Source organism: Ruegeria sp. ABV4_181, assembly GCF_056158465.1.
Window position 1 is genome coordinate 22433 of the sequence record NZ_JBSWTI010000006.1, and the last position, 25370, is coordinate 47802.

The 25370-nt window shown below is 59.7% G+C and carries 23 protein-coding genes; 13 read left to right on the top strand and 10 right to left on the bottom strand.

All coding sequences use genetic code 11. The features are described 5' to 3' along the window. Window positions 1-81: 81 nt before the first annotated feature. Entirely contained in the window at window positions 82-606 is a 525-nt protein-coding gene (locus tag ACXAC3_RS19730) for a CBS domain-containing protein (protein WP_475164014.1), read from the bottom strand. 121 nt (window positions 607-727) lie between these two features. Here ACXAC3_RS19730 and ACXAC3_RS19735 point away from each other — a divergent pair, with 121 nt between their 5' ends. From ACXAC3_RS19735 to ACXAC3_RS19765, 7 genes are all read left to right on the top strand, one after another. Then, the gene (locus tag ACXAC3_RS19735) at window positions 728-913 is read left to right on the top strand and encodes a hypothetical protein (protein ID WP_475164015.1); all 186 of its coding nucleotides are present in this window, start codon (window positions 728-730) and stop codon (window positions 911-913) included. A 67-nt stretch (window positions 914-980) separates the two neighbouring features. Beyond that, a complete protein-coding gene (locus tag ACXAC3_RS19740; RefSeq protein WP_475164017.1) occupies window positions 981-2006 on the top strand; it encodes an FAD:protein FMN transferase in 1026 nt (341 codons plus the stop codon). A 15-nt stretch (window positions 2007-2021) separates the two neighbouring features. Continuing rightward, on the top strand, window positions 2022-2258 hold the full coding sequence (nqrM, locus tag ACXAC3_RS19745) for a (Na+)-NQR maturation NqrM (RefSeq protein ID WP_475164019.1): 237 nt from the start codon (window positions 2022-2024) through the stop codon (window positions 2256-2258). A gap of 101 nt (window positions 2259-2359) precedes the next feature. Continuing rightward, entirely contained in the window at window positions 2360-4003 is a 1644-nt protein-coding gene (locus ACXAC3_RS19750; protein ID WP_475164799.1) for a sulfatase-like hydrolase/transferase, read from the top strand. 102 nt (window positions 4004-4105) lie between these two features. Continuing rightward, a complete protein-coding gene (gene gpmI / locus ACXAC3_RS19755) occupies window positions 4106-5623 on the top strand; it encodes a 2,3-bisphosphoglycerate-independent phosphoglycerate mutase (RefSeq protein ID WP_475164021.1) in 1518 nt (505 codons plus the stop codon). Further along, window positions 5620-6750 carry a murein hydrolase activator EnvC family protein gene (locus ACXAC3_RS19760; protein WP_475164023.1) on the top strand — a complete coding sequence of 377 codons (1131 nt, stop codon included), beginning with the start codon at window positions 5620-5622 and terminating at the stop codon, window positions 6748-6750. The genes gpmI and ACXAC3_RS19760 overlap by 4 nt, the downstream gene beginning before the upstream one ends. A 6-nt stretch (window positions 6751-6756) precedes the next feature. Next, complete coding sequence (locus ACXAC3_RS19765) at window positions 6757-8094, top strand: S41 family peptidase (protein ID WP_475164025.1); 1338 nt, start codon at window positions 6757-6759, stop codon at window positions 8092-8094. 47 nt (window positions 8095-8141) lie between these two features. On the opposite strand, the gene ACXAC3_RS19770 is transcribed toward ACXAC3_RS19765, so the two are convergent. From ACXAC3_RS19770 to ACXAC3_RS19780, 3 genes are all read right to left on the bottom strand, one after another. Continuing rightward, window positions 8142-9668 (bottom strand): MFS transporter, encoded by a 1527-nt coding sequence (locus ACXAC3_RS19770; protein WP_475164028.1) that lies wholly within the window; start codon window positions 9666-9668, stop codon window positions 8142-8144. Window positions 9669-9756: 88 nt separating this feature from the next. Then, entirely contained in the window at window positions 9757-10116 is a 360-nt protein-coding gene (locus ACXAC3_RS19775; protein ID WP_475164031.1) for a hypothetical protein, read from the bottom strand. 11 nt (window positions 10117-10127) lie between these two features. Further along, a complete protein-coding gene (locus ACXAC3_RS19780) occupies window positions 10128-10889 on the bottom strand; it encodes a DUF6478 family protein (RefSeq protein WP_475164033.1) in 762 nt (253 codons plus the stop codon). Window positions 10890-11134: 245 nt separating this feature from the next. Here ACXAC3_RS19780 and ACXAC3_RS19785 point away from each other — a divergent pair, with 245 nt between their 5' ends. Genes ACXAC3_RS19785 through ACXAC3_RS19800 form a run of 4 tightly spaced genes read left to right on the top strand, consistent with a single transcriptional unit; the run spans window position 11135 to window position 17385 of the window. Then, window positions 11135-14242, top strand: a complete 3108-nt coding sequence (locus ACXAC3_RS19785; protein ID WP_475164035.1) for an ABC transporter transmembrane domain-containing protein — start codon at window positions 11135-11137, stop codon at window positions 14240-14242. After that, window positions 14235-15122, top strand: coding sequence for a lysostaphin resistance A-like protein (locus tag ACXAC3_RS19790; RefSeq protein ID WP_475164037.1), 888 nt, complete (start codon window positions 14235-14237; stop codon window positions 15120-15122). Before ACXAC3_RS19785 ends, ACXAC3_RS19790 begins: the two co-directional genes overlap by 8 nt. Before the next feature lie 59 nt (window positions 15123-15181). Further along, the gene (accD, locus tag ACXAC3_RS19795; protein WP_475164039.1) at window positions 15182-16114 is read left to right on the top strand and encodes an acetyl-CoA carboxylase, carboxyltransferase subunit beta; all 933 of its coding nucleotides are present in this window, start codon (window positions 15182-15184) and stop codon (window positions 16112-16114) included. After that, the gene (locus tag ACXAC3_RS19800) at window positions 16111-17385 is read left to right on the top strand and encodes a bifunctional folylpolyglutamate synthase/dihydrofolate synthase (RefSeq protein ID WP_475164040.1); all 1275 of its coding nucleotides are present in this window, start codon (window positions 16111-16113) and stop codon (window positions 17383-17385) included. The genes accD and ACXAC3_RS19800 overlap by 4 nt, the downstream gene beginning before the upstream one ends. A 77-nt stretch (window positions 17386-17462) precedes the next feature. Here ACXAC3_RS19800 and zapE read toward each other — a convergent pair whose 3' ends face one another. Continuing rightward, window positions 17463-18521: a cell division protein ZapE gene (zapE, locus tag ACXAC3_RS19805; protein ID WP_475164045.1), complete on the bottom strand. Its 1059-nt coding sequence runs from the start codon at window positions 18519-18521 to the stop codon at window positions 17463-17465. A gap of 146 nt (window positions 18522-18667) precedes the next feature. Here zapE and ACXAC3_RS19810 point away from each other — a divergent pair, with 146 nt between their 5' ends. Continuing rightward, the gene (locus ACXAC3_RS19810) at window positions 18668-19906 is read left to right on the top strand and encodes an MFS transporter (protein ID WP_475164048.1); all 1239 of its coding nucleotides are present in this window, start codon (window positions 18668-18670) and stop codon (window positions 19904-19906) included. Between the two features lies 1 nt (window position 19907). Here ACXAC3_RS19810 and ACXAC3_RS19815 read toward each other — a convergent pair whose 3' ends face one another. The 5 genes from ACXAC3_RS19815 to ACXAC3_RS19835 all read right to left on the bottom strand — a co-directional run bounded on the left by ACXAC3_RS19815 (window position 19908) and on the right by ACXAC3_RS19835 (window position 24385). Then, the gene (locus tag ACXAC3_RS19815) at window positions 19908-20528 is read right to left on the bottom strand and encodes an HAD family hydrolase (RefSeq protein WP_475164051.1); all 621 of its coding nucleotides are present in this window, start codon (window positions 20526-20528) and stop codon (window positions 19908-19910) included. An 86-nt stretch (window positions 20529-20614) separates the two neighbouring features. Further along, a complete protein-coding gene (locus ACXAC3_RS19820; RefSeq protein ID WP_475164054.1) occupies window positions 20615-21070 on the bottom strand; it encodes a YaiI/YqxD family protein in 456 nt (151 codons plus the stop codon). After that, window positions 21067-22515 carry a Si-specific NAD(P)(+) transhydrogenase gene (gene sthA / locus ACXAC3_RS19825; RefSeq protein WP_475164056.1) on the bottom strand — a complete coding sequence of 483 codons (1449 nt, stop codon included), beginning with the start codon at window positions 22513-22515 and terminating at the stop codon, window positions 21067-21069. The genes ACXAC3_RS19820 and sthA overlap by 4 nt, the downstream gene beginning before the upstream one ends. Window positions 22516-22518: 3 nt before the next feature. Continuing rightward, window positions 22519-23352, bottom strand: coding sequence for an S-formylglutathione hydrolase (gene fghA, locus ACXAC3_RS19830; RefSeq protein WP_475164057.1), 834 nt, complete (start codon window positions 23350-23352; stop codon window positions 22519-22521). 103 nt (window positions 23353-23455) lie between these two features. Next, complete coding sequence (locus tag ACXAC3_RS19835; protein WP_475164060.1) at window positions 23456-24385, bottom strand: AEC family transporter; 930 nt, start codon at window positions 24383-24385, stop codon at window positions 23456-23458. Between the two features lie 204 nt (window positions 24386-24589). Here ACXAC3_RS19835 and ACXAC3_RS19840 point away from each other — a divergent pair, with 204 nt between their 5' ends. Beyond that, complete coding sequence (locus ACXAC3_RS19840) at window positions 24590-25207, top strand: TetR/AcrR family transcriptional regulator (protein WP_475164062.1); 618 nt, start codon at window positions 24590-24592, stop codon at window positions 25205-25207. Window positions 25208-25370: the final 163 nt, after the last annotated feature.

Below are 25370 nucleotides of genomic sequence, written 5' to 3' on the forward strand. Positions count from 1 at the left end.
CCTCGACCTTTATCCGGAACAGTTTCAACATCAGGGATACCGTCGCCGGGGCAAGGTCAAGGGGATTTTCCGAAGACGCGATCAGCCCACGATCATCTGCTTCATCCGAAGCGCTTCGTATTCCAGTTCTTTCAGACGGAAATGCACTACGTCGCCGATAGTAATGACGCCGCGCAGATTGCCGTCGCTCATAACCGGCATGTGCCGGAAACGTCCTTCGGTCATGGTTTTCAGAACGTCGTTCAGGTAATCATCGGGCGCGCAGGTTTTGACGTCGCGTGTCATCAGGTCTTCGACCGACTGGGGCAGGGTCTGACCGGGCGTATCCGCCATGCGCCGCACGATATCGCGCTCGGACAGAATACCCAGCAGCGTCCCGTTCTGGTCGGTCACGACCACGGCACCGATCCGCTTTTCCTTCAGCGTGTTTACGACGGAATGAATCGTCTCGTTCGGACGCACCGCAAAAACCGCATCTCCCTTGCCCGCGAGCAATTTTTCCACGGTCGTTTGCGAATGCGACAAGTTGGAATCAACTGACTGGCTTCGTGTCGCAGTGTCGGCCTTGTCGCCGCGCGTAGGGGGCTGGTAAGAGCTTGGGGCCATTGGCAATCTCCTCTTTTACCTGAGATGGCTTTGTTTTTACCTTACCGCAGCCAAACGACCTGTATAGGGTGCAAATGCCCCGACCGGGGAAAACTGCCGCAAACCAAGGATATCCGGCCTTTTGTCTGAACTCTATCTGACCCCGCCCGTTGCCGCCCTGATCTTTTTTGCGGTCGTTGTCTGCGGCCATAATTTCCGCAAGGCCTGGAAACAGCAGGCGCAGGGCTGGCAGAAAAGGGCCTGGTTGTTCGGCGTGCCGGCGGGCATCGGCCTGCTGGTACTTGGATTCTTGCCCCTGAAACTCTGAAGCCGGTTTGACTCTGATTGGGGGCGCTGGCATACGCCGGGCACGGTTATCCTTCGGAGGTTCCTCAATGCGCCTTTTGCCTGTTCTGGCTCTTGCGACACTTGTTTCCGGGTGTCTGTTCGACAAGGAACCCGAAGTGGTGCGACTGTCCGGTGAGACGATGGGCACCACCTTCAACATCACCGCGATCGGCACCGATCTGGACACCGACGCGCTGGCCAAGTCAGTTGAAGGAACGCTGGCCGAGGTCAACGCTAAGATGTCCAACTGGGACCCGAATTCCGAGGTTTCGACATTTTCCGCGTCGCCCAGTACCGAGCCTGCGTCGGTATCGGATGAATTCGCCCTTGTGATCGCAGCCGCCAATGAAGTGCATGAGAAATCCGGCGGTCTCTTTGACGTAACCCTCGGGCCGCTGATCGAACTTTGGGGCTTTGGTCCGCGCAAGCCCGAAGACCCGGTTCCCTCGGATACCGAGATTCAGGCGGCGCTGGACAGTGTCGGACAGGCGCGTCTGCTCAAGCTGGACCGGGATCAGGGCACTTTGGCCAAGTCTGATGCAGGTGTCGGGATCAACCTGTCGGCCATCGCCAAAGGATACGGCATCGACGCGGTGGCGGAAACGCTGCGCGATGCGGGGATCGAGGATTACATGGTCGAGATCGGTGGCGATCTGGTGACCATGGGCGACAATGACAAAGGTGAAACCTGGCGGATCGGTATCGAAAAGCCCGAAGCCGGGACCCAGAACCTGCAGTTGATCGTCGAACTGGATGATCTGGGGATGGCGACCTCGGGCGACTACAAAAACTATTTCGAACAGGATGGCGTGCGCTATTCGCATATCATCGACCCGACAACCGGGCGTCCGATCACGCACCGGACAACTTCAGTCACCGTTCTGGCCGAAAACGCGATGATGGCAGACGCCTGGGCGACCGCCATGCTGGCGCTGGGTCAGGAAAAGGGTCTGGAGCTGGCGGAAGAGCATAAACTTGCCGTGTATTTCATCTCGCGGGATGTGACAGGCGGCGAAGATGCCTATATCACTGTGCATAGCACGGCGTTCAAGGACGCATTGGGCACCAACTGACAGGTAGGAAGCAAGATGAGCACGTTTATTTTGGCCTTCGTTCTGCTGCTGATCATCATGGTTGGCATGTCACTGGGTGTCATGCTGATGGGCAAGACCATCAAAGGCAGCTGCGGCGGCCTGAACGCGATATCGGGTGCCGATAAATGCGTGGTCTGCCAGAAAGACGTCGATCCCGACAGCCCGCTGCGGGATCAGTTGCAATGCAAGCGCGCCAGAAAGATGCTCGAACAGATGGAGCAGAAGGCCTGAGCGCAGTTTGCGCTTCGCTCTGATGGCGGGAATGGCTAAGTAGATCCCTGACCAGAGGGGGGGGCGCTGACTTGGCCAAAGCCAAAAATATCCTGTTCATCATGTTCGACCACCTGCGCTGGGATTACCTGAGCTGTTACGGCCATCCGCATCTGCATACCCCGAATATCGACCGCCTTGCCGCGCGCGGGGTGCGCTTTGACCGCGCCTATATCCAGTCGCCGATCTGTGGCAGTTCCCGAATGTCGACTTATACCGGACGCTATGTGCAGTCGCACGGGGCGTCGTGGAACGGCATCCCGCTGAAGGTCGGTGAGCTGACCATGGGCGATCACCTGCGTCAGGCCGGGATGGATTGCTGGCTGGTCGGCAAGACCCATATGCGGGCCGATGCCGAGGGGATGGCCCGACTGGGTCTGGAACCCGACAGCCTGATCGGCGCCCGGGTGGCGGAATGCGGTTTTGACGTGTTTGAACGCGATGACGGCATGCTGCCGGAAGGACCGGACGGGTATTACGACCCGGACGGCGCCAAGGAATACAACAAGGATCTGACCGCCAAGGGTTACGAAAGCGATAATCCGTGGCACGATTTCGCCAATTCCGGATTGGATGCGGATGGTAACGTGTTGTCCGGGTGGTTCCTCAAGAACTCTGCCGAGGCTGCCAACATCGCAGAAGAAGACAGCGAAACCCCGTACCTGACCGGACGTGGCATTGAGTTTATGGAAAGCCACGCTGGTCCGTGGTGTTGTCACCTGAGCTTTATCAAGCCCCACTGGCCCTATATCGTCCCAGAACCTTATGCGTCGATGTATGGGGCGGAACACGTGCTTCCTGTGGTCCGGTCCGAGGCCGAGCGGCAAAATGCGCACCCGGTTCTCAAAGCCTTCATGGATACCAGGATCGGTCAGGCATTTTCGCGCCAGGATGTGCGCGAGGCGGTGATTCCGGCCTATATGGGCCTGATCAAGCAGGCAGACGATCAGATGGGACGCCTGTTCGACTGGATGGAGGAAACCGATCGGATGCAGGACACGGTGATCGTCCTGACATCGGATCACGGCGACTTTCTGGGTGATCACTGGATGGGTGAAAAGACCTTTTTTCAGGATGCATCGACGCGCGTGCCGCTGATCATCTGCGACCCGTCTCCCGAGGCGGACGGAACCCGGGGTACGGTCTGTGACGCGTTGGTCGAATCCATCGATCTGGCGCCGACATTTGTCGATATCGCCGGAGGTGACGTGGCCGGGCATATTCTTGAGGGGCATTCCTTGCTGCCAATTCTGCACGGCAAGTCAGACGAGACACCGAGGGAATTCGTGATTTGCGAATATGACTATTCCGCCTCACCCATTGCGGAACTGCTGAACACCTCGGTCCGCGATGCGGTGATGTTCATGGTGGCGACCAGGAAATGGAAGCTGATCCATTGCGAGGGCGGGCACAGGCCGATCCTGTTCGATCTGGAGAATGATCCGAATGAACTGACCGATCTGGGTACAAGTGCCGAACATGCAGACATCATCGCCCGGATGTATGAACATCTGTTCGACTGGGCCCGCCGTCCGTCTCAGCGGACGACACGGTCGGAACAGCAATTAATCGAAATGAGAACAAAGAGCCGCAACAAGGGCATTGTCCTTGGTGTTTATGACGAAAATGATGCGCCACCGGAGCTGACGGTCAAATACCGGGGCCGCAAGGCGCGGCCCTACAAGGATCGGAATGTCAAGGAATGACCCCGGCACATTAAATCTGGGCACAGCGGCAGAAAAGGCGGTTCAACTGCCCGGGGTCAGGCGGTACAAGACAAACCAGCAGCAGAAATCCGGAGAGCCGCAATGACCGTCCCCAAACCCGTTGTCCTGTGCATTCTCGATGGTTGGGGCCTGTCCGGGGACACCAAGGCCAATGCGCCATTTTTGGCTGACACGCCGACCTTCGATGCCATCATGGCCAAGGGTCCGCACGCAACCCTGATCACACACGGACCGGATGTCGGGTTACCCAGCGGTCAGATGGGCAATTCCGAGGTCGGCCATACCAATATCGGTGCTGGCCGAGTCGTTGCTATGGATCTGGGACAGATCGATCTGGCGATCGAGGACGGTTCCTTCTTTGAAAACGACGCTCTGAAGGATTTCATCGACCGGATCAAAGCTGCGGGCGGAACCGCACATCTTATGGGTATCGTGTCTGATGGCGGGGTACATGGTCATTTGAACCATATCGTGGCTGCGGCGAAGGCGATTGCGGGTGCGGGCGTGCCCGTGGCGCTTCACGCAATTACGGACGGGCGCGATGTGGCTCCGAAATCGGCTTTCACCTATATCACTGAATTGGAAGATCGTTTGCCCGAAGGCGCCCGCATCGTTTCGGTCAGCGGGCGCTATTTCGCCATGGACCGGGACAATCGGTGGGAGCGTGTCAGCGAGGCATATGCCGCGATCATCAAGGGCCGGGGCCGGACGGCGGCAACCGCGCATGGTGCGGTCGATCACGCCTATAACCAGTCGGAAACCGACGAGTTCATCGTGCCTACGGTTCTGGATGGGCACGGCGGCGTCAGGGACGGGGACGGGTTCTTTTGCCTCAATTTCCGAGCCGATCGCGCGCGCGAAATTCTGCGGGCGATTGGCGAACCCGGTTTTGCCGAATTCGACACCGGTCCGCGCCCGAAACTGTCGGCCCTGCTGGGAATGGTCGAATATTCGGACGGGCACAACGCCTATATGACGACCGTTTTTCCAAAGCGGGAAATCGTGAACACGCTGGGCGAATGGGTGGCCAAAAAGGGTCTGCGCCAGTTCCGGCTGGCCGAGACCGAGAAATACCCGCATGTCACGTTCTTTCTGAACGGCGGCAAGGAGACGCCCGAGGTCGGCGAAGACCGCTTTATGCCGAAATCGCCCAAAGTCGCGACCTATGATCTGCAACCCGAGATGTCCGCACCCGAGGTCACCGCCAAGTTCGTCGAGGCCATTGAGGCGGGGTATGATCTGATCGTCACCAACTATGCCAACCCGGACATGGTCGGGCATACCGGTGATCTTCAGGCGGCGATCAAGGCTTGCGAAGCCGTGGATCAGGGCCTGGCCAAGGTGGTTGCGGCGCTGAAAAAGGCAGGGGGTGCGATGATCGTCACGGCCGATCACGGCAATTGCGAGGTGATGGTCGATCCCGAAACCGGCGGACCGCATACAGCCCATACGCTGAACCCGGTTCCCGTGGCACTGGTCGGCGGTCCTGAAGGCGCAACGCTGCGCGACGGTCGGCTGTCGGATCTGGCGCCCACCCTGCTGGACCTGATGGTGCTTGAACAACCCCCGGAAATGACGGGAAAGAGCTTGCTGTCATGACCTTTCGCGCCATTATTCTGGCGGCGCTGCTTGGAACGTCTGCCGGCGCTCAGACCGATCCGTCGACAGCGGCCTTGCAGGCGGCGCAGATGCTGGAACAGGCTTCCGTTTCACTGACCGAGGCCGACGGGGCACGGGATCGGGTGCGGGCGCTGACCGAGACCATTCAGGCCTATGAGGCCGGTCTGACCGCGATGCGCGACGGTCTGCGCCGGGCGGCCACGCGCGAGGCGCAACTGACAGCGGAATTGCGGACCCGCGAAAAAGACATTGCGCAGTTGCTTGGCGTTTTGCAGACCATCGAGACGACCGCTCCGCCGGTTCTGATGTTGCATCCGTCCGGCCCTCTTGGCTCGGCCCGGGCGGGGATGATGTTGTCCGAGGTCACGCCGGGCCTGAACGCGCGCGCGCAGGCGCTGGCCCATGACCTGCACGAGGTTCGGACCCTGCGGCAATTGCAGCAAAACGCGTCCGAAACCCTAACTGAGGGCCTGACCGGGGTTCAGACCGCACGCACGCAGCTCAGCGCTGCCATCGCAGACCGGACGGACCTGCCAAGCCGTTTCGTCGAAGACCCGGTCCGCACCGCGATCCTGATTTCTTCCACCGAAACGCTGGAGGGGTTTGCCAGTGGCTTGTCCGAGATCTCGGAAGGTGAGATCGCAGGAACCAACGCGGACATTTCCGACCGAAAAGGCCGGATCGAACTGCCTGCACAGGGGGTTCTTTTGAATCGCGCCGGTGAAACGGGTGCGGCGGGCGTCAAGCGGCCCGGTGTGGTTTTGGGCACCCGCCCACGGGCGATCGTGACCTCTCCGACCGCGGCCACAATTCGTTATCGCGGCCCTTTGCTGGACCTCGGCAATCTGGTGATCCTCGAACCTCAACCCGGGTTGCTATTCGTATTTTCGGGATTGCAGGAAGTCTATGGAAATACCGGGCAAGTGGTGCCCGAAGGAACACCGGTGGGATTGATGCCGGGCAAAACGCCGGAAATCGGCGCTATTTTGTCAACAAGCAGTGATGGCACTGGAACTGACCGGTCAGAAACGCTCTATATAGAGGTAAGACAGGATAACAGCCCCGTGGACCCGGAATCGTGGTTTCGGACCGACAAGGATGGATAAACGAGTATGAAGAAATTTGTGATGGCCGGATTGGCCGGAACCGTGGCAGGTATAATTGCGACAACCCAGATTGCCGGCCCCCTGCTGGCGCAGGAGGCGGAAAGCAAGGCCAGCGTCTATGAGCAACTGGACCTGTTCGGCGACATATTTGAACGCATCCGCGCGCAATATGTCGAAGAGGTCGAGCCCGAAGAACTGATCGAAGCCGCCATCGACGGCATGCTGACCTCGCTGGACCCGCATTCCAGCTATCTGTCGCCCGACGACGCAGAGCAGATGCGCGTTCAGACCCGCGGCGAGTTTGGCGGGCTGGGCATTGAAGTCACGCAGGAAGAAGGCTTTGTCAAAGTTGTCTCTCCGATCGATGATACTCCGGCGGATGAGGCCGGGATCGAGGCCGGCGATTTCATCACCCATGTTGACGGCGAAAGCATCCTGGGTCTGACGCTGGACAAGGCGGTGGATCTGATGCGCGGCCCGGTCGGGTCTGAAATTGTGATCACCGTTGTGCGAGAGGGCGAACAGGAACCCTTTGACGTCACCATCATCCGCGACACCATCAAACTGACAGCCGTGCGGGCCCGCACCGAAGGCACCAGCGTCGTGCTGCGCGTGACGACATTCAACGATCAGACATTCCCCAACCTTCAGGAAGGGTTGAATGAGCAAATCACCGAAGCCGGAGGTATCGGGAAGATTAATGGCGTCGTGCTGGACCTGCGCAACAACCCGGGCGGGCTGCTGACCCAGGCGATCAAAGTCTCGGACGCTTTCCTGAACGAAGGTGAGATTGTGTCGACCCGCGGTCGCGACCCCAGCGAAGGCGAACGGTTTAACGCGACGCCCGGCGATCTGGCAGAAGGCAAGCCGATTGTCGTTCTGATCAATGGCGGCTCGGCCTCGGCGTCTGAGATCGTGGCCGGTGCGCTGCAGGATCATCGCCGGGCAATCGTTGTCGGCACCAAGAGCTTTGGCAAAGGGTCGGTTCAGACGGTCATGCCGCTGCGGGGCGACGGGGCGATGCGTCTGACGACCTCGCGCTACTACACGCCTTCGGGGCGTTCGATCCAGGCCCTGGGCGTCAGCCCGGACATCATTGTCGAACAACCGCGCCCCGCACCTGAGACCGAAGAAGAGGCCGACGCGCGCACCCGGTCCGAGGCTGATCTGCGTGGTAGCCTGAACAATGACAGCCTGAGCGAGGACGAAATCCGGCAGATCGAGGAAGACCGGGCCAAGGCCGAGGCCACTGCCGAGCTTCGGGAAGAGGATTACCAGCTGGCCTATGCCATCGACATCCTCAAGGGGCTGTCAGCCTTTAATCCGAACGGTCCTTCCCAGTGACGAAAAAAGGGGCCGCCTGATCCGGCGGCCCTTTTTCGTGGATGGCATCAGCTTTCCACTTTGTGCAGCTTTTCTTCATCCAGCATCACCGCCAGAATAATTCCGACCGACACCGACAGGGCGGCAAAGACAAATGCCCAGTTCATACCGGTGTCGAAGGCTGTGGCGATGGCTGATTTGACCGTGTCTGATTCAGCCGGGGACAGCTTTTCCATGACCGCCTGCGCTGATGGCGTGGTCAAGGTGCCGCCATTGATGGCCCGCTGATCCGCGTCCGACAATTTGATGCCTGCGGATGACAGATGTTCGGCCAGGCTGCGCATGCTGATGGCATACATAATGGCCGTCGCGCAAGCGACCGAGATCGCACCATAGACCAGATGCGTCATAAAGCTGAGCCCACCCACCAGCCCGGCCCGTTCGGGTTTGACCGCACAGACGGCAGCCGTGCCGGACGGCCCGACGGTCAGCGTGGCCCCAAGCCCGATCATGGCCATGCCGGGCAGGATCTGAAAATACCCAAGCCCGGCGGGCATCACGACAACGCTGACGGCGCCGACCGTGGCGCAAACATAACCCCAGAACAAAAGCCGTTTGGGTCCGAAATCATTATAGAGCTTCCCTGACACGATAGATCCGACCGCCAGCAGGATCGTCAGCGGGGCCAGACCAACCGCAGACCCCAAAGTCGACCAGCCCAGAACCTTTTGCATATATTGCGGAAAGTAGAGCAACCCGACGAATGCGGCCGATACGTTGAACATGTTCAGCCCCAGCGTGATCCTGAACTCTCGGTTCTGCATCATTTGCGGCAACAACAGCGGCTCTTTCACGCGCTTTTCCACCTTTGGAAACATGAGGAACAACGCTGCGCTGAGGAAAAACAAAAGCAGCAGCGGAACCGAGGTCCAGCCCCAATCCGCGCCCACATCCAGCCCGTAAAGTAGCAGCAGAACGGCAAAGGACAGAATCCCTATACCTGCAAAGTCGATGTGCTCGCCCTGCTTGTGCTGCGTTTCCCGCTCCATCAGCACCAATGCCGTGACCATCGAGATGCTGGAGAAGATCACATTAGCCAGAAAGAACAGCCGCCAGTCTCCGAAATTCACCGCTGTGCCACTGATCAGCGGGCCAAAGACATTGCCGGTGGTGACGCCCGCCAGAATCATACCCATGATCATCGCGCGGTGTTCCGGTCGTGAAACCTTGGTTGCGCCAAAGGCAAGTGTGCAGGGCCAGACACACCCGGCCCCGATCCCCTGCAAGGCGCGCGCACCGATCAGAAAGTCGAGGCTGGGTGACACAAAGCACATGACGGACGAAAACAGGAAAATCGACAACCCGATCAGCATCATCCTGCGATGCCCGAACATGTCGCCCATCCGGCCCCCGGCGACCATGGTCATAGCAAAGAACAGCGCATAAATGTTCAGAACCCATTGGGTGCTGGTGATGTCGGCGTCGAAACTGTTTTCGATCGCCGGAACCAGCATCAGCGCTCCGGTGAAGTCGATGCCGATGCCAAAGCCGGTCACCATCAGGGCAAAGACTTTGATCATGCTGCTGCGGTCCATGGGCCTGTCCCCGTTGCTGCGGATAGCCCAATCATGCCTTAATTTCGTTCAAAAGATAAGGATTGCCCAACCGGGAGGGCAGGCCGGTTCAACTGTCCGGGCTTTGGGCCCGCCGGAACGCCCGCTTCAGCATGTCGAGTTCGGCGCGCAGCAGTTCGACTTCGGCGCGCAGGTCATCTGCCGCCGGTGTGCCTGCGATAATCGTGAAATCGCCCAGCTTCTGCGTTGTCCCAACATCGACAATCACAAAGGAATGCACCCCGTCCGACAGCGCGGCGACAGGCACAGGGATGCTCAGGTCCCAGCCCTTGTCCGACGCGGTCACGCGAACATCGTCAAGAGCGCGGCCAAGGTAACGGACCTCGACCTTCGGTTCGGTTTCGGCCTGGAGATGCCCAAGCCAAATGCCGTCTTCGAACCGGATGGGGGTCAGGGTAGGGTGCGTCATGGCCCGGGTTCTCACAAATCGGCGCGGTGATGGCGGCAGAAGGTCAAATCGCGCAGCATGATACGGTTCATCTGCGGCTGTTCAAAGATCAGGTCCAGCCAGATCTTTTCTATCCGCCGCTCATTCAGGGGCAGGTGCGCAAGGTCGAAGTCGACCGAGTTGTCGGGCGCGAACAAGTCCAACTCACGAAGGACCTGTTCCGTGTTTGGCCCGTGCTGGATATTCAAACGGGCAAACACGCCAAGTGCACGTTCGGGCTCGATCAGGGCGTCGACACGCATCAGGTGCTGCCGGGTGAGGTCCTCTGCCGCCTCGGACGGCAATTCCACCGACAGCGACAGGAAGGATCCGGCAAAGCTGAATACTTCGACCGTCAATCCGAAGGCAGCCAAATCTTTGTCGCGCGTGTTGCGCGTCTGGCGCATCCCGATTTCGGCCAGCGGGCAATCGTGGAACAGCGTCACCTGCCGATCCATCACGGCCTTGCGCGGGGCCGAGGCCAGACCCGGACGGGACAGGGGGCCGCGCCACAGGTCCGGACGCCAGCACCAGTCAGTCCCCAGAGGTTTCGGAAACTGTGTCGTCCCGATCCGCGGGCGGGTCAGACGGCCGTTGGCCTTGTGAAGCAGCAGATCCAGATGCGCGCGCAACCTGCGCGCCTCATCCCTTTGCAGGCGCAATTGCGGCGTTGGGACATCTTCTGCGCCGTGCGCGGCCTTTTGCCAGCGCTCCAGAACCTTGCGGTGAATATAGCGATCCAGAAGTCTGCCCATGGTCCTATCGTTCGAACTTGACCCTCTTTAGTCAAAGACGGTCCGGGGGATAAGGGTGAATTGTCACAATAGGACCCAAAAATCAGCGAATTGTGAATGCGCAATTGTCTGGGCAGTGCCGCATGGGTCTGATAGACGGTCCGCTATTCTTGCAATCGACCCGGCCAGTGCGTACCGTCTGGCACCTGATTGCAGTGGATCATCCGTATAAAACGCATCCATAATTCTTGAGGCAAGGCCGGGGCATGGAACCCACTCTGTTCGCATTCATCTGGAAACATTCGAAGAAACAGCAGCTTGTGCTTCTGTTTCTGACGGTTCTGTCTTTTCCGTTTCTCTACGCGTCGCTTGAGCTGCCCAAGCAGATCATCAACGATGCGATCGGCGCCCCGGCGGACTCGGTCACCGTGCTGGGCTTCACCTTTACGCAGGTTCAGTATCTGATGATCCTGTGCGTCGCCTTTCTGGCCACTGTCATCGCCAGCGGCCTGATGAAGATGCGCATCAACACGATGAAGGGCATCCTGGCCGAACGCATGCTGCGCCGGTTGCGGTTCACGCTGATCCACCGCACCATGCGGTTTCCGAAATCCTATTTTGCCACGACCAGCCAGGGCGAGCTGGTGTCAATGATCACGTCCGAGGCCGAGCCGATGGGCGGCCTGATGGGTGACGCAATCGCGCAGCCTGTGTTCCAGTTCGGCCAGATGATGACCATCGTCACTTTCCTGTTCATGCAGAGCGTCTGGTTCGGGTTAGCCAGCATTGCCCTGATCCCGTTGCAGGCCTGGCTGATCCCGAAACTGCAGCGTCAGATCAACCTGCTGAACAAAGAGCGTATTCAGGAAGTGCGCCATCTCAGCTCGGAAATCGGGGAAAGCGCTGCCGGTATCAGTGACCTGCGCACCAATGGCGGCTGGCGCTATCGGCTGGCGCAGTTCAGTCATCGTCTGGGGAACCTGTTCGAGATCCGATTCAAGATCTACAACAAGAAATTCTTCATGAAGTTCCTCAACAATCTGATCACTCAGATGACGCCGTTCCTGTTCTATTCGGTCGGCGGCTATCTTGCGATCAAGGGTGAGGTTACGGTCGGCGCACTTGTTGCGGCCCTCGGGGCCTACAAAGACCTGAGCGGCCCGTGGAAGGATCTGCTGACTTACTACAATCAGGTGCAGGATATGTCCCTGCGCTGGGAAGTGGTGACCGAGCGCTTCGCGCCGGATGACATGATCCCCGAGAAATTGTTCGTCGGCGAACCCGAAACCATCCCGCATCTGACAGGCGACATCGAACTGCGCAACGTCACGGTGCGCGACGATGACGGTAAGACCATCCTGGAAGATATCGATCTGACCATTCCACAGGGCGCCCGCGTTGCCATCAAGTCCTCCAGCGCCGCCGAACGCAGTGCGCTTGCGCAATTGCTGACTCGCGAACTGCTGCCGGTACAGGGAGAGGTCGTCATAGCTGGCCACAACCTGCAGACCCTGCACCAATCGGTCATCGCTGCACGGATCGGATACGCCTATTCGCGGCCCTATCTGTTCGATGGAACTCTGGGCGACAACCTGTTGATGCCGTTGCGAACGCATCCCCAGCATGCGGTTGAGGCGAAAAAAGCACCGACCCGGCGGCAGATCGAGGCGGCGCGCTCGGGCAACCCGGTGGATTCGTTGTCGGATGAATGGGTTGATCCGGGGCTGGCGGGGTTGGACGATATTGAAGATATCCGCAACTGGTGGTTCCAGCTGGTCGAGGCGATGGGCATTGACGAGTTCATGTTCCGCCGCACCCTGCGCAGCCAGTTCGACCCGGACCAGCATCCGGCGCTGGCCCGCGACATCGTTCTGCTGCGTGAAACCGTGGCGGAACGGCTGCGGGAAAAGGGTCTGGACCGGTACGTCTATCGCTTTGATCCCGAACGGTTCAATCCGGCTGTTCCGCTGGGTGGAAACTTGCTCTATGCGGCACCGTCGCGCGATATTTCTCCGGATATTCTGGCCGGTGATGAACGGTTTACGTCGATGCTGCAGCATCACGACCTGGATGGTGATGCGATGTCCATCTCAGCCGCGGTTCTTGAAACGCTGCACCAGACTTTTGGGCGGGATGGCACCGATCACCCGCTGTTCCTGCGGCTTGGCATGACCAAGGATATGTATCACCGGCTGCTCGATATCGAAGACCGCCGCAAGGCCAAGGGCGAGGACGCAATCACTGAAGGCGAACGCGCGTTGCTGCTGACGGTTCCGTTCCTGTTAACGGCCGAACAAATCGGGCCGGATTTTCCGAGTGAATACAAGGACAAGATTCTGGCCATTCGCAGCGGTCAGGCGGAAAAGCTGCGGGCATATATGAACGGTATGTTCATCCCGGTAACGCCTGAGACCTATATCGCCCGCATGACCGCGATGGAGAATGCGCTGTTCGGGCGAATTTCCCTTATGGCCGGTGCGCATAAGGACGAGATAGAAGACGTCGTGGCCGAGGCGATGAACGAGGCCGGACTGCGCCGTCGTGCGGCGGCGATCATTTATGATCTGCCCTCCGGTCTGGGCGGAAACAACCTGCCGACCGTGTTTCAGGAAAGGGCCGCGTTTTCCCGCGCGGGGATCAAACGCCCTGACGTTCTGATTCTGGACAAGGCGCTGGCCAGTCACGATTCGGAAAGCAGGCTGCGCACACGCCTGAAACTGCGGGAGTTGCTGCCTGACTCGATCATGATTTTCATGGAGGATCACTTTGCTCATCCCGAGGCTTATGATTTGTTTGTCGAGGTCAAGCAGGGCCGCATAGACGGCGTCTCGAAGACCCATGCCGAAGAAGACGCGGGCGCGACGGCGGACCTGAGCCGCAAGCTCAAGATCATCTCCTCAACCGAGTTGTTCGCCGGCATCGACGGGCGCAACCAACGCCTGCTGGCGTTTTCCGCGCAATGGTATGACGCGGCGGCCGGGCAGGTCATCTTTTCCAAAGGTCAGGCCCCGGACGCGGCTTATTTGTGCATAACCGGGCAGGCGCGACTGGACTGGACGGAAGACGCGGGCAGAAAAAGGACCGTGTCCGTCGTGGAACCCGGGCGCCTTATTGGTGATCTTTCGGTAATTACAGGCGAATCCCGGCAATTGGATCTGGTTGCAAACAGTGACTGTTCGTTCCTGCGTATCGGCGCGGAAGAACTGCGCGCGGTATTGGAAAGCGACGCTTCGGTCGCCGCGCAATTGCTGAAATCGGTGGCGCAGAATTTCACTAATCTGGCGAGCAGGATCAACGACACCGAAAATCCAAGCGCCTTTTTCCCGGATATTCCACAGCTTGTTGAGGTAGAGGAAGCAGGCGGCAATGCGTAACGCCGCCTATTCCGCCCATGAACAGCTTGTGCGGGATGTGCGCGCGTGGCCCGAACTTTGGCGGTTGCTTGTAGGGCTGGCCCTTGTCGCTGTGGTCGTGACTGGCCTGAACCTTGTCCTGTTCGCGACTGTTGCGGGGCTGGGGTCACAGGAATGGGCCGAAGAATTTCTGAATGGCTCATCCCCCATGGCAATGGTGGTTCTGCTTGCCAGTTTCGGCTTTACGACCGTTGGGGTCGCCCTGGCGGCGCGGAAGTTGCAACATCGGACGCTGCAATCCGTTCTGGGTCCCTACGGCGAAGCGATTTTTCAATTCTGGCGTGTTTTCAGGGCCTTGGTAATCCTCGTTGTCGTCGTCGCCGTCCTGCCGCCATATGATATGGGCGCGCCGCTTGACCGGAATATGGACGTGTCGCGGTGGTTTCTGTTTCTGCCATTGTCTCTGGTCGCGGTATTGATTCAGACCAGCGCAGAAGAATTGCTGTTTCGCGGATATATCCAGCAAAGCCTGGCGGCGCGGTTCCGGTCTCCGATCATCTGGATGGGATTGCCGTCGCTGTTGTTTGCCGCCGGCCACTATGCGCCCGGTGCCGCGGGTGAAAACGCGTTTCTGATCGCATTGTGGTCGGGTGTATTTGGCTTGTTTGCGGCGGATCTGACGGCGCGGTCAGGGACGCTCGGCCCGGCTATCGCCTTGCACTTCTTCAACAATATCATCGCGCTGTTGTTCATCTCTCTGCCTGACAGCCTAAGCGGTCTGGCGCTGTTCCTGTTGCCCTATGATATGATGGATACCGGCATCCTGCGGCTGTGGCTGTATGTGGATTTCGCAGTGATTATCGTCAGCTGGCTGGTCGCGCGCCTTGCGCTCAGGCGTTGATTGCATTTCTTTCCGTTGCGTCTTATTTGACGTCAAAGCCGCACTAGCAAGGTTCCGATATGAACTGGATCACAAACTACGTCCGCCCCCGGATCAATTCGATCTTCTCACGCCGGGAAGTGCCCGAAAACCTTTGGCACAAATGCGACGAATGCGGCACGATGCTGTTTCACCGCGAACTGGCGGAAAACCAGAATGTCTGCACCCAATGCGATCACCACATGGCGATCACCCCGCGGGACCGGTTCAGCCACCTGTTTGACGGTGGCATCTTCACCGAGGTCGATGTGCCGGCCCCCAAAGATGACCCGCTGCAGTTCCGCGATCAGAAGAAATACCCTGACCGCATGAAGGCGGCCCAGAAAAAGACCGGCGAGAAAGAGGCGATGCTGGTCGCCAAGGGCGAGATCGGGCGTACCCCGATTGTCGCCGCCGCGCAGGATTTTTCCTTCATGGGCGGTTCGATGGGCATGTTTGTTGGCAATGCCATCATTGCCGCCGCGCAAGAGGCGGTGAAGCTCCAGCGCCCGCTGATCCTGTTCTCGGCCGCCGGTGGCGCACGAATGCAAGAGGGTATCCTCAGCCTGATGCAGATGCCGCGCACAACCGTGGCCGTCGAGATGCTGAAAGAGGCGAAGCTGCCTTACATCGTCGTGCTGACTCATCCCACCACCGGGGGCGTCACCGCGTCTTATGCGATGCTGGGTGATGTGCATATTTCCGAACCCAATGCGCTGATCTGCTTTGCCGGACCGCGCGTGATCGAACAGACCATCCGGGAAAAACTGCCCGAAGGGTTCCAGCGCGCCGAATATCTTCTGGATCACGGTATGCTGGACCGGGTGACCAAGCGCACCGAGATGCGCGATGAACTGATCACGATCACCCGCATGCTGATGAACCAGCCTCCGGCGGTCAAAGGGGATCTGCCCGCACCCAAGCCCGAAGAGGTTGCGGCCGAAACGCCGGCCGAGGACGACGGCGAGAAATGACCGCCCGGTCATCCGACCTCATCCTTGAACGGATGATGGCGCTGCATCCCAAGATCATCGACCTGACCCTGGATCGCGTCTGGCGGTTGCTGGACTCGCTGAACAACCCGCAAACAAAGCTGCCGCCGGTGATCCACATCGCCGGAACCAACGGCAAAGGATCGACACAAGCGATGATCCGCGCCGGGCTGGAAGGCGCGGGCCTGTCTGCCCATGCCTATACCTCGCCACATCTGGCCCGGTTCCATGAACGCATCCGCCTGGCCGGAGACTTGATCTCGGAGCCCGGCCTGACCGCGGTGCTGGATGAGTGCTATGCCGCCAATGGCGGCGAGAACATCACCTATTTTGAGATCACGACCTGCGCCGCATTACTGGCTTTCTCACGCGCGCAGGCCGATTACACACTTCTGGAGGTGGGCTTGGGCGGGCGTCTGGATGCCACAAATGTCATCCATGAACCGGCTGTCACCGTCATCACGCCGGTCTCCATCGACCACGAACAGTTTCTCGGCAACACGCTGGGCAAGATTGCGGCTGAAAAGGCAGGCATCATCAAGCCGGGCGTGCCCTGCATTGTCGGTCCGCAACTGGATGAGGCGATGGAGGTTATCGAATACACCGCCGCGCGTCTGGGTGCGCCTCTGCTGGTTCACGGGCAGCACTGGCACGTCACCGAAGAAAACGGCCGGCTGATCTATCAGGACGAAACCGGATTGCGCGATCTGCCCTTGCCGAACCTGCTGGGCGCACACCAGATTCAGAACGCAGGGGCTGCGCTGGCGGTTCTGCGCCACCTGAACCTTGGGGACGACGCTTATGAGGCGGCAGTGACCCGGGCCGAATGGCCGGCGCGTATGCAGCGGCTGAAGACCGGGCCTCTGATCGACCAGGCGCCCCAGGCTGAACTGTGGCTCGATGGGGGCCATAACGCCGCCGCTGGTATCGCGCTGGCTGACGTGCTTGGCAGGCTGCCAGCGCGCCCGACGCATATGATCTGCGGCATGCTGAACACCAAGGATGTCACCGGCTATCTGACGCCGCTGGCCGCGCAGGTCCAAAGCCTGACAGCCGTCTCGATCCCGGGCGAAGCCGCCACGCTCAGCGCCGAGGACACCGCTGCGGCCGCCGCACAAGTGAACCTGCCTGCCACAACCGCCGACAGCGTCGCTGATGCGTTGCACGCAATCGTGGCAAATGACCCGCAGGCGCGTGTTCTGATTTGCGGCTCGCTTTATCTGGCCGGCAACATCCTGCGCGAAAACGGCTGAATCGACCGCCCGCAGGGCTTCATCTGGCCAAAAATACCTCGGGGGAGGCGCGCAAGGCGCGGCGGGGGCAGAGCCCCCTATTGCCCCCAGTCCCGGTCCTGCATCTCCCGCAGGCGCGAGGCCGTACGTTCGAATTCAAACGTGCCTTCACCCTCGACATACAGCATCTCGGGTTCGGCTGCGGCGGAACAGATCAGACGGACCTTTGCCTCATACAGCGCGTCTATCAGAGTAACGAAACGCTTGGCTTCGTTGAAGTTGTTGCGTGACAGCCGCGGGATATCCTCAAGAACCAGAACCTTCACCTCTGCGGCGATGGCCAGGTAGTCCGCAGGTCCCAGCATCCGTCCGCACAGATCATAAAAGCTGGCCCGGGCCACGCCGTTGCGAAAGGCGGGCAATTCCACCGCACGCCCGTTGACCTGCAGGATCAGCGGCTCAGCCGCCCCCCCAGACAGATCGTTCCAGACACTTCGGATGTTCTGCCGCGCTTCCGGCCCGATCGGCGCAAAATAGACCGGAGCCCCCTCAAGCCGGTTCTGGCGGTAATCGGTGGGCGAGATCAGCTCCCATACTTCAAGCTGTTCTTTGATATGTGCGATGAACGGGAGGAACAGCTGACGGTTCAGCCCATCCTTGTAGAGGTCGTCCGGGTGACGGTTCGACGTTGTGACAATGACGACGCCACCATCATAAAGCAGGTCGAACAGGCGACCCACGATCATCGCGTCTGTGATGTCGGTGATCTGCATCTCGTCAAACGCCAGTACCCGGACCGATTTGACGACGGCGGCGGCGACCGGGGCCAGCGCGTCCTCGACGCCGTCCTTGCGGGCCTTGTGCATGCCAGCGTGAATTTCCTGCATGAAGGCGTGAAAATGCACCCGTCGCGCCGGAATGTCCGTGAGTGAATCGACAAACATGTCCATCAGCATGGATTTGCCGCGCCCGACGCCGCCCCACAGGTACAATCCTTTGGGCGGTGGCGGGGCCTTGCGGAAAAATCCGCGCTTTACCGGTTCGGCCAGAGCCGCCCGGATGCGCTCGAATTGGGGAAGTACGGCCTCTTGCGCGTCGTCTCTGGTCAGGGTGCCGTTGGCGACCTCAGTGTCGTAAAGCGAAATCAAACCCGTCATGATCCGAGGCATAGCGCCCGGTTTGCCCGTTGAAAAGCAGCCATTTTCCCGACGCATCAATTTTACTGATCCGTGACCGCAAAACTCGTGAATTGACCCGTAAGCAATTTCAGATAACGTCCCGGTTCCGTCACCCCGAGGTTGCAATGCCCCAATCCGCTCGTCTGCTGAACCCGATCCTGATCGTCGGCTGCATCATCATCACGGTCAGCTTTGCCGTGCGCGCCTCGTTCGGGGTGTTTCAGATTCCGATCGCGGATGAGTTCGGCTGGCTGCGGACCGATTTCTCGATGGCGATTGCGATCCAGAACCTTGCCTGGGGCATCGGTCAGCCGATCTTTGGCGCCATCGCCGAAAAAGTGGGCGACCGGCGCGCCATCGTTCTGGGCGCGCTGACCTATGCTGCGGGTATGGTGCTGTCGGCGTGGTCCGTCACACCGTTCGAACATCAGATGTATGCCTGGCTGGTCGGTTTTGGCATTGCCGGAACCGGGTTTGGCGTGGTTCTGGCCGTCGTGGGGCGCGCGTCATCGGATGAAAACCGTTCCATGTCGCTGGCCATCGTGACCGCGGCCGGCAGTTTCGGTCAGGTTCTCGGCGCGCCCACCGCAGAATATTTGCTGAGTTTCCTGCCCTGGCAACAGGTGTTCATCGTCTTCGCCATCGCGATCCTGGCGCTGGTGCTGACCCTGCCGTTCATGCGGGCCCCGCAACCGGTCAGCAAGACCGAGCTGGAAGAAAGCATGGGCCAAATCCTTGGCAAAGCCTTTCGCGATCCGTCTTACGCTTTGATCTTTCTGGGATTTTTCAGTTGCGGCTATCAGCTGGGCTTTATCACCGCCCATTTCCCGGCATTTGTGACCGAGATGTGCGGCCCGATCCAGCCGGGCGGGGTGCTGCATTCGGTTGGGATCACTACGACATCCGCACTTGGCGCGGTGTCTATCTCGCTGATCGGTCTGGCCAATATCGCCGGCACGCTTCTGGCCGGGTGGGCCGGAAACCACTTCCCCAAGAAATACCTGCTTGCCGCTGTCTATACCGCGCGAACATTGGCGGCGGCGGCTTTCATCGTGTTCCCGATCACGCCGCTGTCGGTCATCGTTTTTTCGCTGGTGATGGGGTCGCTCTGGCTGGCCACGGTGCCGTTGACCTCGGGCCTTGTCGCGCATCTCTATGGATTGCGCTACATGGGCACGCTGTATGGCATCATCTTCTTCAGCCACCAGGTCGGCAGCTTTCTGGGTGTCTGGCTTGGCGGGCGCATGTATGACCAGTACGGCGATTACACCATGGTCTGGTGGATCGGCGTTGCCATCGGCGCCTTCAGCGCCATCGTCCACCTGCCCATCCGCGAAAACAGGCCCGTTGCAGTGGCAGCCTGACCTAGCTGGCCTGGTCCCGGGTCAACAATCCCTCGGCTACCAGCCGGTCGGCCCAGCCTTGCGGCCCCGTGAAATGGTGCGTTTGCCACCCGCGCGATTGAGCGGTTTCAATGTTTTCCAACCGGTCATCCGCGAACAGCAATGAATCCGGCGCCAACCCGCAATCGGCTTCGACCATTTCATAGATCGGGGCATGTGGTTTGACGGCTTTCATCCGGCCGGAAACATATTGCCGGTCGAATTCATTCAGGAACGGGTAGACCGTTGTGGCATAGTCGAAATTCTGCACACCAAAATTGGTCAGGGCGAAGACGGGAATATTGCTGGCGCGCAATGCCCGCAGCAACCGGACGGAATGGGGAATTTCCGGCGCGGCCAGTTCAATCCACTGGTCATGCCACATGCGGATCTCCTCGCGCCAGGCAGGGTATTTCTCGGCCCAGTCATAGATCGTATCGGTAAAGTGATGCCCCTGATCGACAAGGTCGTTCATCCCATGCAGATCAACCTCTTCGAACATGGCACGGCGGCGGTCTTCGCCGATGATCCGGTCATAATAGCGCTCGGGCTGCCATTCGATCAGCACATTCCCAATGTCGAAAATCACGGCCTCAATCGGCATGGAGCTACCTTTTCAATCAATTTCTGTCACGGCTGAATGAACCAATCCGCGCAGGAAGTTACAAGGCCCGGGCGCCGCGCAAAACGCTACCCGCGCAAAGCAGCCCGCAGCTCGCGTTCCAGCGCGTCCAAAAACCGGGACCGGTCCGCTTTTCCAAAGGGTTTGCCACCGCCACCAGCGCCCAACGGGTTGGCCGCCCGCAGATCAGCCATCAGATCGCGCATCGCCAGTTGCTGGCCGATATTGGCCACGGTGAACGCTTCGCCGTTGGGGCGCAGAACCCGCGCCCCGGCTTCCACACATTTCGCCGCCAGCGGAATGTCGGAGGTCACCACCACGTCCCCCGCGTCGCAGCGGTCGGCGATCCACTTGTCCGCCTCATCCGCGCCTTGCGCCACGATGACAACCTGCACCAGCGGGTTCGCCGATGGCCGCAACCCTCCGTTCGAGACCAGAGCCATCGGCACCTTGTGTCGCGTGGCGACACGTTCGGCTTCGGCCTTTACCGGGCAGGCATCCGCGTCGACATAGAGTGTCGTCACGCCTTTTTCGCCTGCTTTTCCGCAGGTTTCTTGCGCACCTTGAACTCGTCGGGGATCGGCATCCGGTTGAACGCGTCAAGCCCGGCGATCTTGTAAGCCTCGGCCAGTGTCGGATAGTTGAACGTGTTCTGCACGAAGTAATCCACGGTGCCTTTCAGATTCAGAACCGCCTGTGCGATGTGGATCAACTCGGTCGCGCCTTCGCCCACGATCTGAACACCCAGCACACGGCGGGTTTTCAGCGAAAACAGCATCTTCAGCATGCCATGTTCCAACCCCATGATATGCCCGCGCGAGGTTTCCCGAAACCGCGCCACGCCCACCTCATAGGGAATGCCGCGCTCCTGCAACTCTTCCTCGGACATGCCGCAGGTGGAAATCTCGGGCACGGAATAGATGCCATAGGGGTACCACGGGCTTTCCGGCAGCGTCGGTGTTTCCAGGGCATGGCACGCCGCCACGCGCCCCTGCTGCAACGAGGTTGACGCCAGCGACGGGTGGCCGATCACATCGCCGGTGGCATAGATATGCGGCACGGCGGTCTGATAAGTCTTGCGGTCGACTTCGATCCGGTTGCGGTGGTCCGTTGTCAGACCGACCGCATCCAGGTTCAGCGCCGAGGTCGCCCCCATCCGCCCGGCTGCGAACAACAGCATCTCGGCCCGCACATGGCGGCCGTTTTCCAAGGTCACTTCCACATGGCCGCCCGCGTCCTCGATCTTTTCAACCGCAGAGCCCAGACGCAGATCAACGCCGTTTTCGCGTATCTGGTGGGTGAAGTCGTGGATCAACCTTTTGTCGATGAAGTCCAGAAACGTCTCGCGCGGTTCGATCAGCGTGACGCGCACGTCGAGGGCCGAGAACATGGTGGCGTATTCCACGCCGATCACCCCCGCCCCGATCACCACCAGCGAGCGCGGGATTTCCGCCATTTCAAGAAAATCATCGCCATCCACAACGGTTTTGCCATTGAATGGCACATAATCCGGGCGATAGGTTTTGGTTCCGGTGGCGATCAGGAACTTCGCCGCCGTCAGCTGTGTGGTTTCACCTGCATCCGTCGCGACCTCAACCTCATGCGGGCCCACGAATTTTGCCAGCCCGTTCAGGGTTTCGACGTGGTTGCGGTTGAACTGATGTTCCAGCACGTCGACTTCATGGTCGAGCGTCATGTGCAGGCGCGCCTTCAGGTCCTCGGCGCGGATCTGATCCTTTACCCGGTAGGACCGGCCGTAAAAGCTGCGCTCGCGCCAGCCGGACAGGTTCAGCACCGTTTCCCGCAGGGTCTTGGACGGGATCGTGCCGGTATGGACCGAAACGCCCCCCAGCCTGTCCTTGCGATCAATCACCAGCACGCGGCGTTTCAGTTTGCCCGCCTGAATCGCCGCCGAGCGACCCGAAGGACCCGAGCCGATGATGATCAGGTCATAGTCGTACTTGCTCATGCCTCAGTCTCCGTACAATGCCTCGGCGTGGAAGGTGACGTGATCTTCCATGAATGTGGACACAAAGAAATACGAATGGTCGTACCCCGGTTGCAGCCGGAAAGTTGCCTGTTGACGGCGTTCGGCGATTGCCTGCGCCAGAGTCTCGGGGCGCAGCAGATCGATGAACTGGTCGTTCGCGCCGGTGTCGATCAGTATCGGGCCGTCAAAGCCCTTTTCCTTCATCAGCACCGAGGCGTCATGTCTGGCCCAAGCTTCCGGATCATCGCCCAGATAGGCGCTCAGCTGTTTGCGACCCCAATCCGCGCCGGTCGGGTTCGAGATCGGCGCGAAGGCCGAGACTGACCGGAACCGCCCCGGCAAATTCATCGCCAGCGTCAGCGCACCGTGGCCCCCCATCGAGTGGCCAGTGATCGCCTGACGGTCGCCGTCGATGGCGAAATTTTCGGTCAGCAGCGCGGGCAGTTCCTCGGCCACATAATCCCACATCTGAAAATGCGGCGCCCAGGGGGCCTGTGTGGCATTCACATAGAACCCGGCCCCCTGGCCCAGATCGTAATCGTCATGGTCGGCAACGCTTTCGCCGCGTGGCGAGGTATCCGGAAACACCACGGCAATGCCTTGCTCAGCCGCCCAGGCCTGCGCCCCGGCTTTGGTCATGGCGTTTTCATGGGTGCAGGTCAGGCCAGAGAGGTACCACAGAACAGGAACGGGGCCGTCTTTGGCTTCGGCCGGAAGGAACAGACCAAAAGTCATGTCGCATTGGCACACGGCCGAGGCGTGGCGGTAGACGCCCTGCACGCCACCGAAACAGGCATTTTCCGAAAGGGTTTCCATCTGGTTTTGTCCTTACGTTAGGGTTGCGACATGGCTAACGATCCCGGGCTCTGACGTAAAGTCCGACCGCCACGGGCAAAGGCATTTTTCGCGCGGGCGACGATCAGGGGGTTCCGACCCAGGCGATGACGAAGGGAACCGTCAGAATGCTGGCCGCCGTGGACAGCAGGATTGCCGCCGATGCGCGATGCGGGGCCACACCATAATGCGCGGCAAGGATGTAGACATTGCCCGCAACCGGCAGTGCGGCTGCGGCAATGGCGACGGCTGCCGGAAAGGCGGCGACGGGAATCAGCCAGATCAGCACGACGGCGACGCAGGCCGGGTGGATGACCAGCTTGCAAAAGCTCAACCATGCAGCGACCTGAACGCGTTCGGCCGATTTGCTGGCCAGCGAGGCCCCGATCGCAAACAGTGCCCCCGGCGTGGCCGCCCCACCCAGTATCGTCAGGAAGTCATTCAGCGGCGCGGGCACCGGAAATTTCATGGCTGACCAGAGCATCCCGGCCGAAATCGAAACGATCATCGGGTTCTTCAGCAACCCCAATCCGATCAGTCGAAATGTTGCCGGTGTCAGTCGCCCGTCACGTCCCCCGTTGATCAAAATCACAATCAGAGAGGAAAACACCACGAGATCAACGGTCAGCACCAACATCACCGGACCGATTGCCGCCTCTGAAAACAAAAGGGCCAGCATGGGCAGACCAAGAAAGCCGACATTCCCGATCGCGGCACATTGCGCCTCGACCGCAGTTGTGGGGATGTCGAGGCCGCGTATCCAGGCCACCAAACTGGCAACGGCATAGACGGCAACCGTCCCCAGCAGGTAACCCACGACCAGCCTGCCGTTGAAAATCTCGGCAAAGGGCAGGGTGGCGGCAAAGCGGAACAGCATCGCCGACAGGGCAAAGTAGAACACGAACTTTGTCAGATAGGCTGTTGCTTCTTCCGAGAAGAACCGGCTGCGCCCGGCCCAATACCCCAGGCCGATGATCGCAAAAAACGGGAGCGTGCGCAGAAAGATATCGACCATGGCCGAAGTGTTAGCACGGTTTTTTCGCGCCGCAAGCCCTGCGCGCGGCCCGGATTTCGTGGCTCTTGAGGGCAAACCGAGCACGCGGGCTGACGATAAAATGATGGGACGTCACGACGCAAAACACCGGCTTGGTCATGAGAATCGTTGTATCTGAACTGAACGGTTTATAGATTCGAAGAATCTGCGATCAAAGGAGACCTCATGACCCAAGCTGCCGCTATCCTCAGAACGGGCCGCAAATTCGATCAGGTACTGCGCGGGGCCCGAGAGGTGTTCATGGCGGACGGCTTTGAAGGGGCCAGTGTGGATGACATCGCCCGCGCTGCCGGTGTGTCCAAGGCCACGCTCTACAGCTACTTCCCGGACAAACGCCTGTTGTTCATGGAAGTCGCCCAGAACGAATGCAAGCTGATGGCCGAAAACATCATTGCAATGATTGACGACACCAAGCCCGCACGTGAGGTTCTGACCATCACGGCGACGCAGTTGACCAGCTTTCTGGTTTCCGAATTCGCCCAGCAGGTCTTTCGGATCTGCGTGGCGGAACGGGACAGGTTTCCTGAACTGGGCAAGGCATTTTACGAATCCGGACCGCAGAACGGTCAGCGACAGATGGCAGAGTATCTGGAGAAAGCCGTCAAGGCGGGTGAACTGGCGATAGAAGATGTTCACATCGCGGCCGAACAATTCTCGGAATTGTGCAAGGTCAGGATCTGGACCCGTGCCGCCTTTGGGATTCAGACCAGTTTCGCGCAATCGGAAATCGATGAGGTCGCGCTTCAGGCGGTGGATATGTTCATGGCCCGCTACGGCGTCTGACCAATTACCGTCATCCCACAGGCTCGAATTTTGGCAGCCTTCGGTGACTTAAACCACTGATTAGTATGGGTATTTTCGATTCTCCCACCCGTTGGAACCAGGCTCTTCTTTGCCTGAAACCGTCTTTTGGAACGGCCAGCATTCTCTTGCAGGGATTGCGAGC

What these genes read in the sequence shown, in the direction of transcription:
- nqrM (WP_475164019.1), top strand. Translation starts at nt 2,022, where the DNA reads ATGAGCACGTTTATTTTGGCCTTCGTTCTGCTGCTGATCATCATGGTT.
- ACXAC3_RS19800 (WP_475164040.1), top strand. Translation starts at nt 16,111, where the DNA reads ATGACCGCCCGGTCATCCGACCTCATCCTTGAACGGATGATGGCGCTG.
- ACXAC3_RS19780 (WP_475164033.1), bottom strand. Translation starts at nt 10,889, where the DNA reads ATGGGCAGACTTCTGGATCGCTATATTCACCGCAAGGTTCTGGAGCGC.
- gpmI (WP_475164021.1), top strand. Translation starts at nt 4,106, where the DNA reads ATGACCGTCCCCAAACCCGTTGTCCTGTGCATTCTCGATGGTTGGGGC.
- accD (WP_475164039.1), top strand. Translation starts at nt 15,182, where the DNA reads ATGAACTGGATCACAAACTACGTCCGCCCCCGGATCAATTCGATCTTC.
- ACXAC3_RS19835 (WP_475164060.1), bottom strand. Translation starts at nt 24,385, where the DNA reads ATGGTCGATATCTTTCTGCGCACGCTCCCGTTTTTTGCGATCATCGGC.
- ACXAC3_RS19775 (WP_475164031.1), bottom strand. Translation starts at nt 10,116, where the DNA reads ATGACGCACCCTACCCTGACCCCCATCCGGTTCGAAGACGGCATTTGG.
- ACXAC3_RS19810 (WP_475164048.1), top strand. Translation starts at nt 18,668, where the DNA reads ATGCCCCAATCCGCTCGTCTGCTGAACCCGATCCTGATCGTCGGCTGC.
- ACXAC3_RS19765 (WP_475164025.1), top strand. Translation starts at nt 6,757, where the DNA reads ATGAAGAAATTTGTGATGGCCGGATTGGCCGGAACCGTGGCAGGTATA.
- ACXAC3_RS19740 (WP_475164017.1), top strand. Translation starts at nt 981, where the DNA reads ATGCGCCTTTTGCCTGTTCTGGCTCTTGCGACACTTGTTTCCGGGTGT.
- ACXAC3_RS19815 (WP_475164051.1), bottom strand. Translation starts at nt 20,528, where the DNA reads ATGCCGATTGAGGCCGTGATTTTCGACATTGGGAATGTGCTGATCGAA.
- sthA (WP_475164056.1), bottom strand. Translation starts at nt 22,515, where the DNA reads ATGAGCAAGTACGACTATGACCTGATCATCATCGGCTCGGGTCCTTCG.
- ACXAC3_RS19840 (WP_475164062.1), top strand. Translation starts at nt 24,590, where the DNA reads ATGACCCAAGCTGCCGCTATCCTCAGAACGGGCCGCAAATTCGATCAG.
- fghA (WP_475164057.1), bottom strand. Translation starts at nt 23,352, where the DNA reads ATGGAAACCCTTTCGGAAAATGCCTGTTTCGGTGGCGTGCAGGGCGTC.
- ACXAC3_RS19770 (WP_475164028.1), bottom strand. Translation starts at nt 9,668, where the DNA reads ATGGACCGCAGCAGCATGATCAAAGTCTTTGCCCTGATGGTGACCGGC.
- ACXAC3_RS19750 (WP_475164799.1), top strand. Translation starts at nt 2,360, where the DNA reads ATGTTCGACCACCTGCGCTGGGATTACCTGAGCTGTTACGGCCATCCG.
- ACXAC3_RS19785 (WP_475164035.1), top strand. Translation starts at nt 11,135, where the DNA reads ATGGAACCCACTCTGTTCGCATTCATCTGGAAACATTCGAAGAAACAG.
- ACXAC3_RS19790 (WP_475164037.1), top strand. Translation starts at nt 14,235, where the DNA reads ATGCGTAACGCCGCCTATTCCGCCCATGAACAGCTTGTGCGGGATGTG.
- ACXAC3_RS19760 (WP_475164023.1), top strand. Translation starts at nt 5,620, where the DNA reads ATGACCTTTCGCGCCATTATTCTGGCGGCGCTGCTTGGAACGTCTGCC.
- zapE (WP_475164045.1), bottom strand. Translation starts at nt 18,521, where the DNA reads ATGACGGGTTTGATTTCGCTTTACGACACTGAGGTCGCCAACGGCACC.
- ACXAC3_RS19730 (WP_475164014.1), bottom strand. Translation starts at nt 606, where the DNA reads ATGGCCCCAAGCTCTTACCAGCCCCCTACGCGCGGCGACAAGGCCGAC.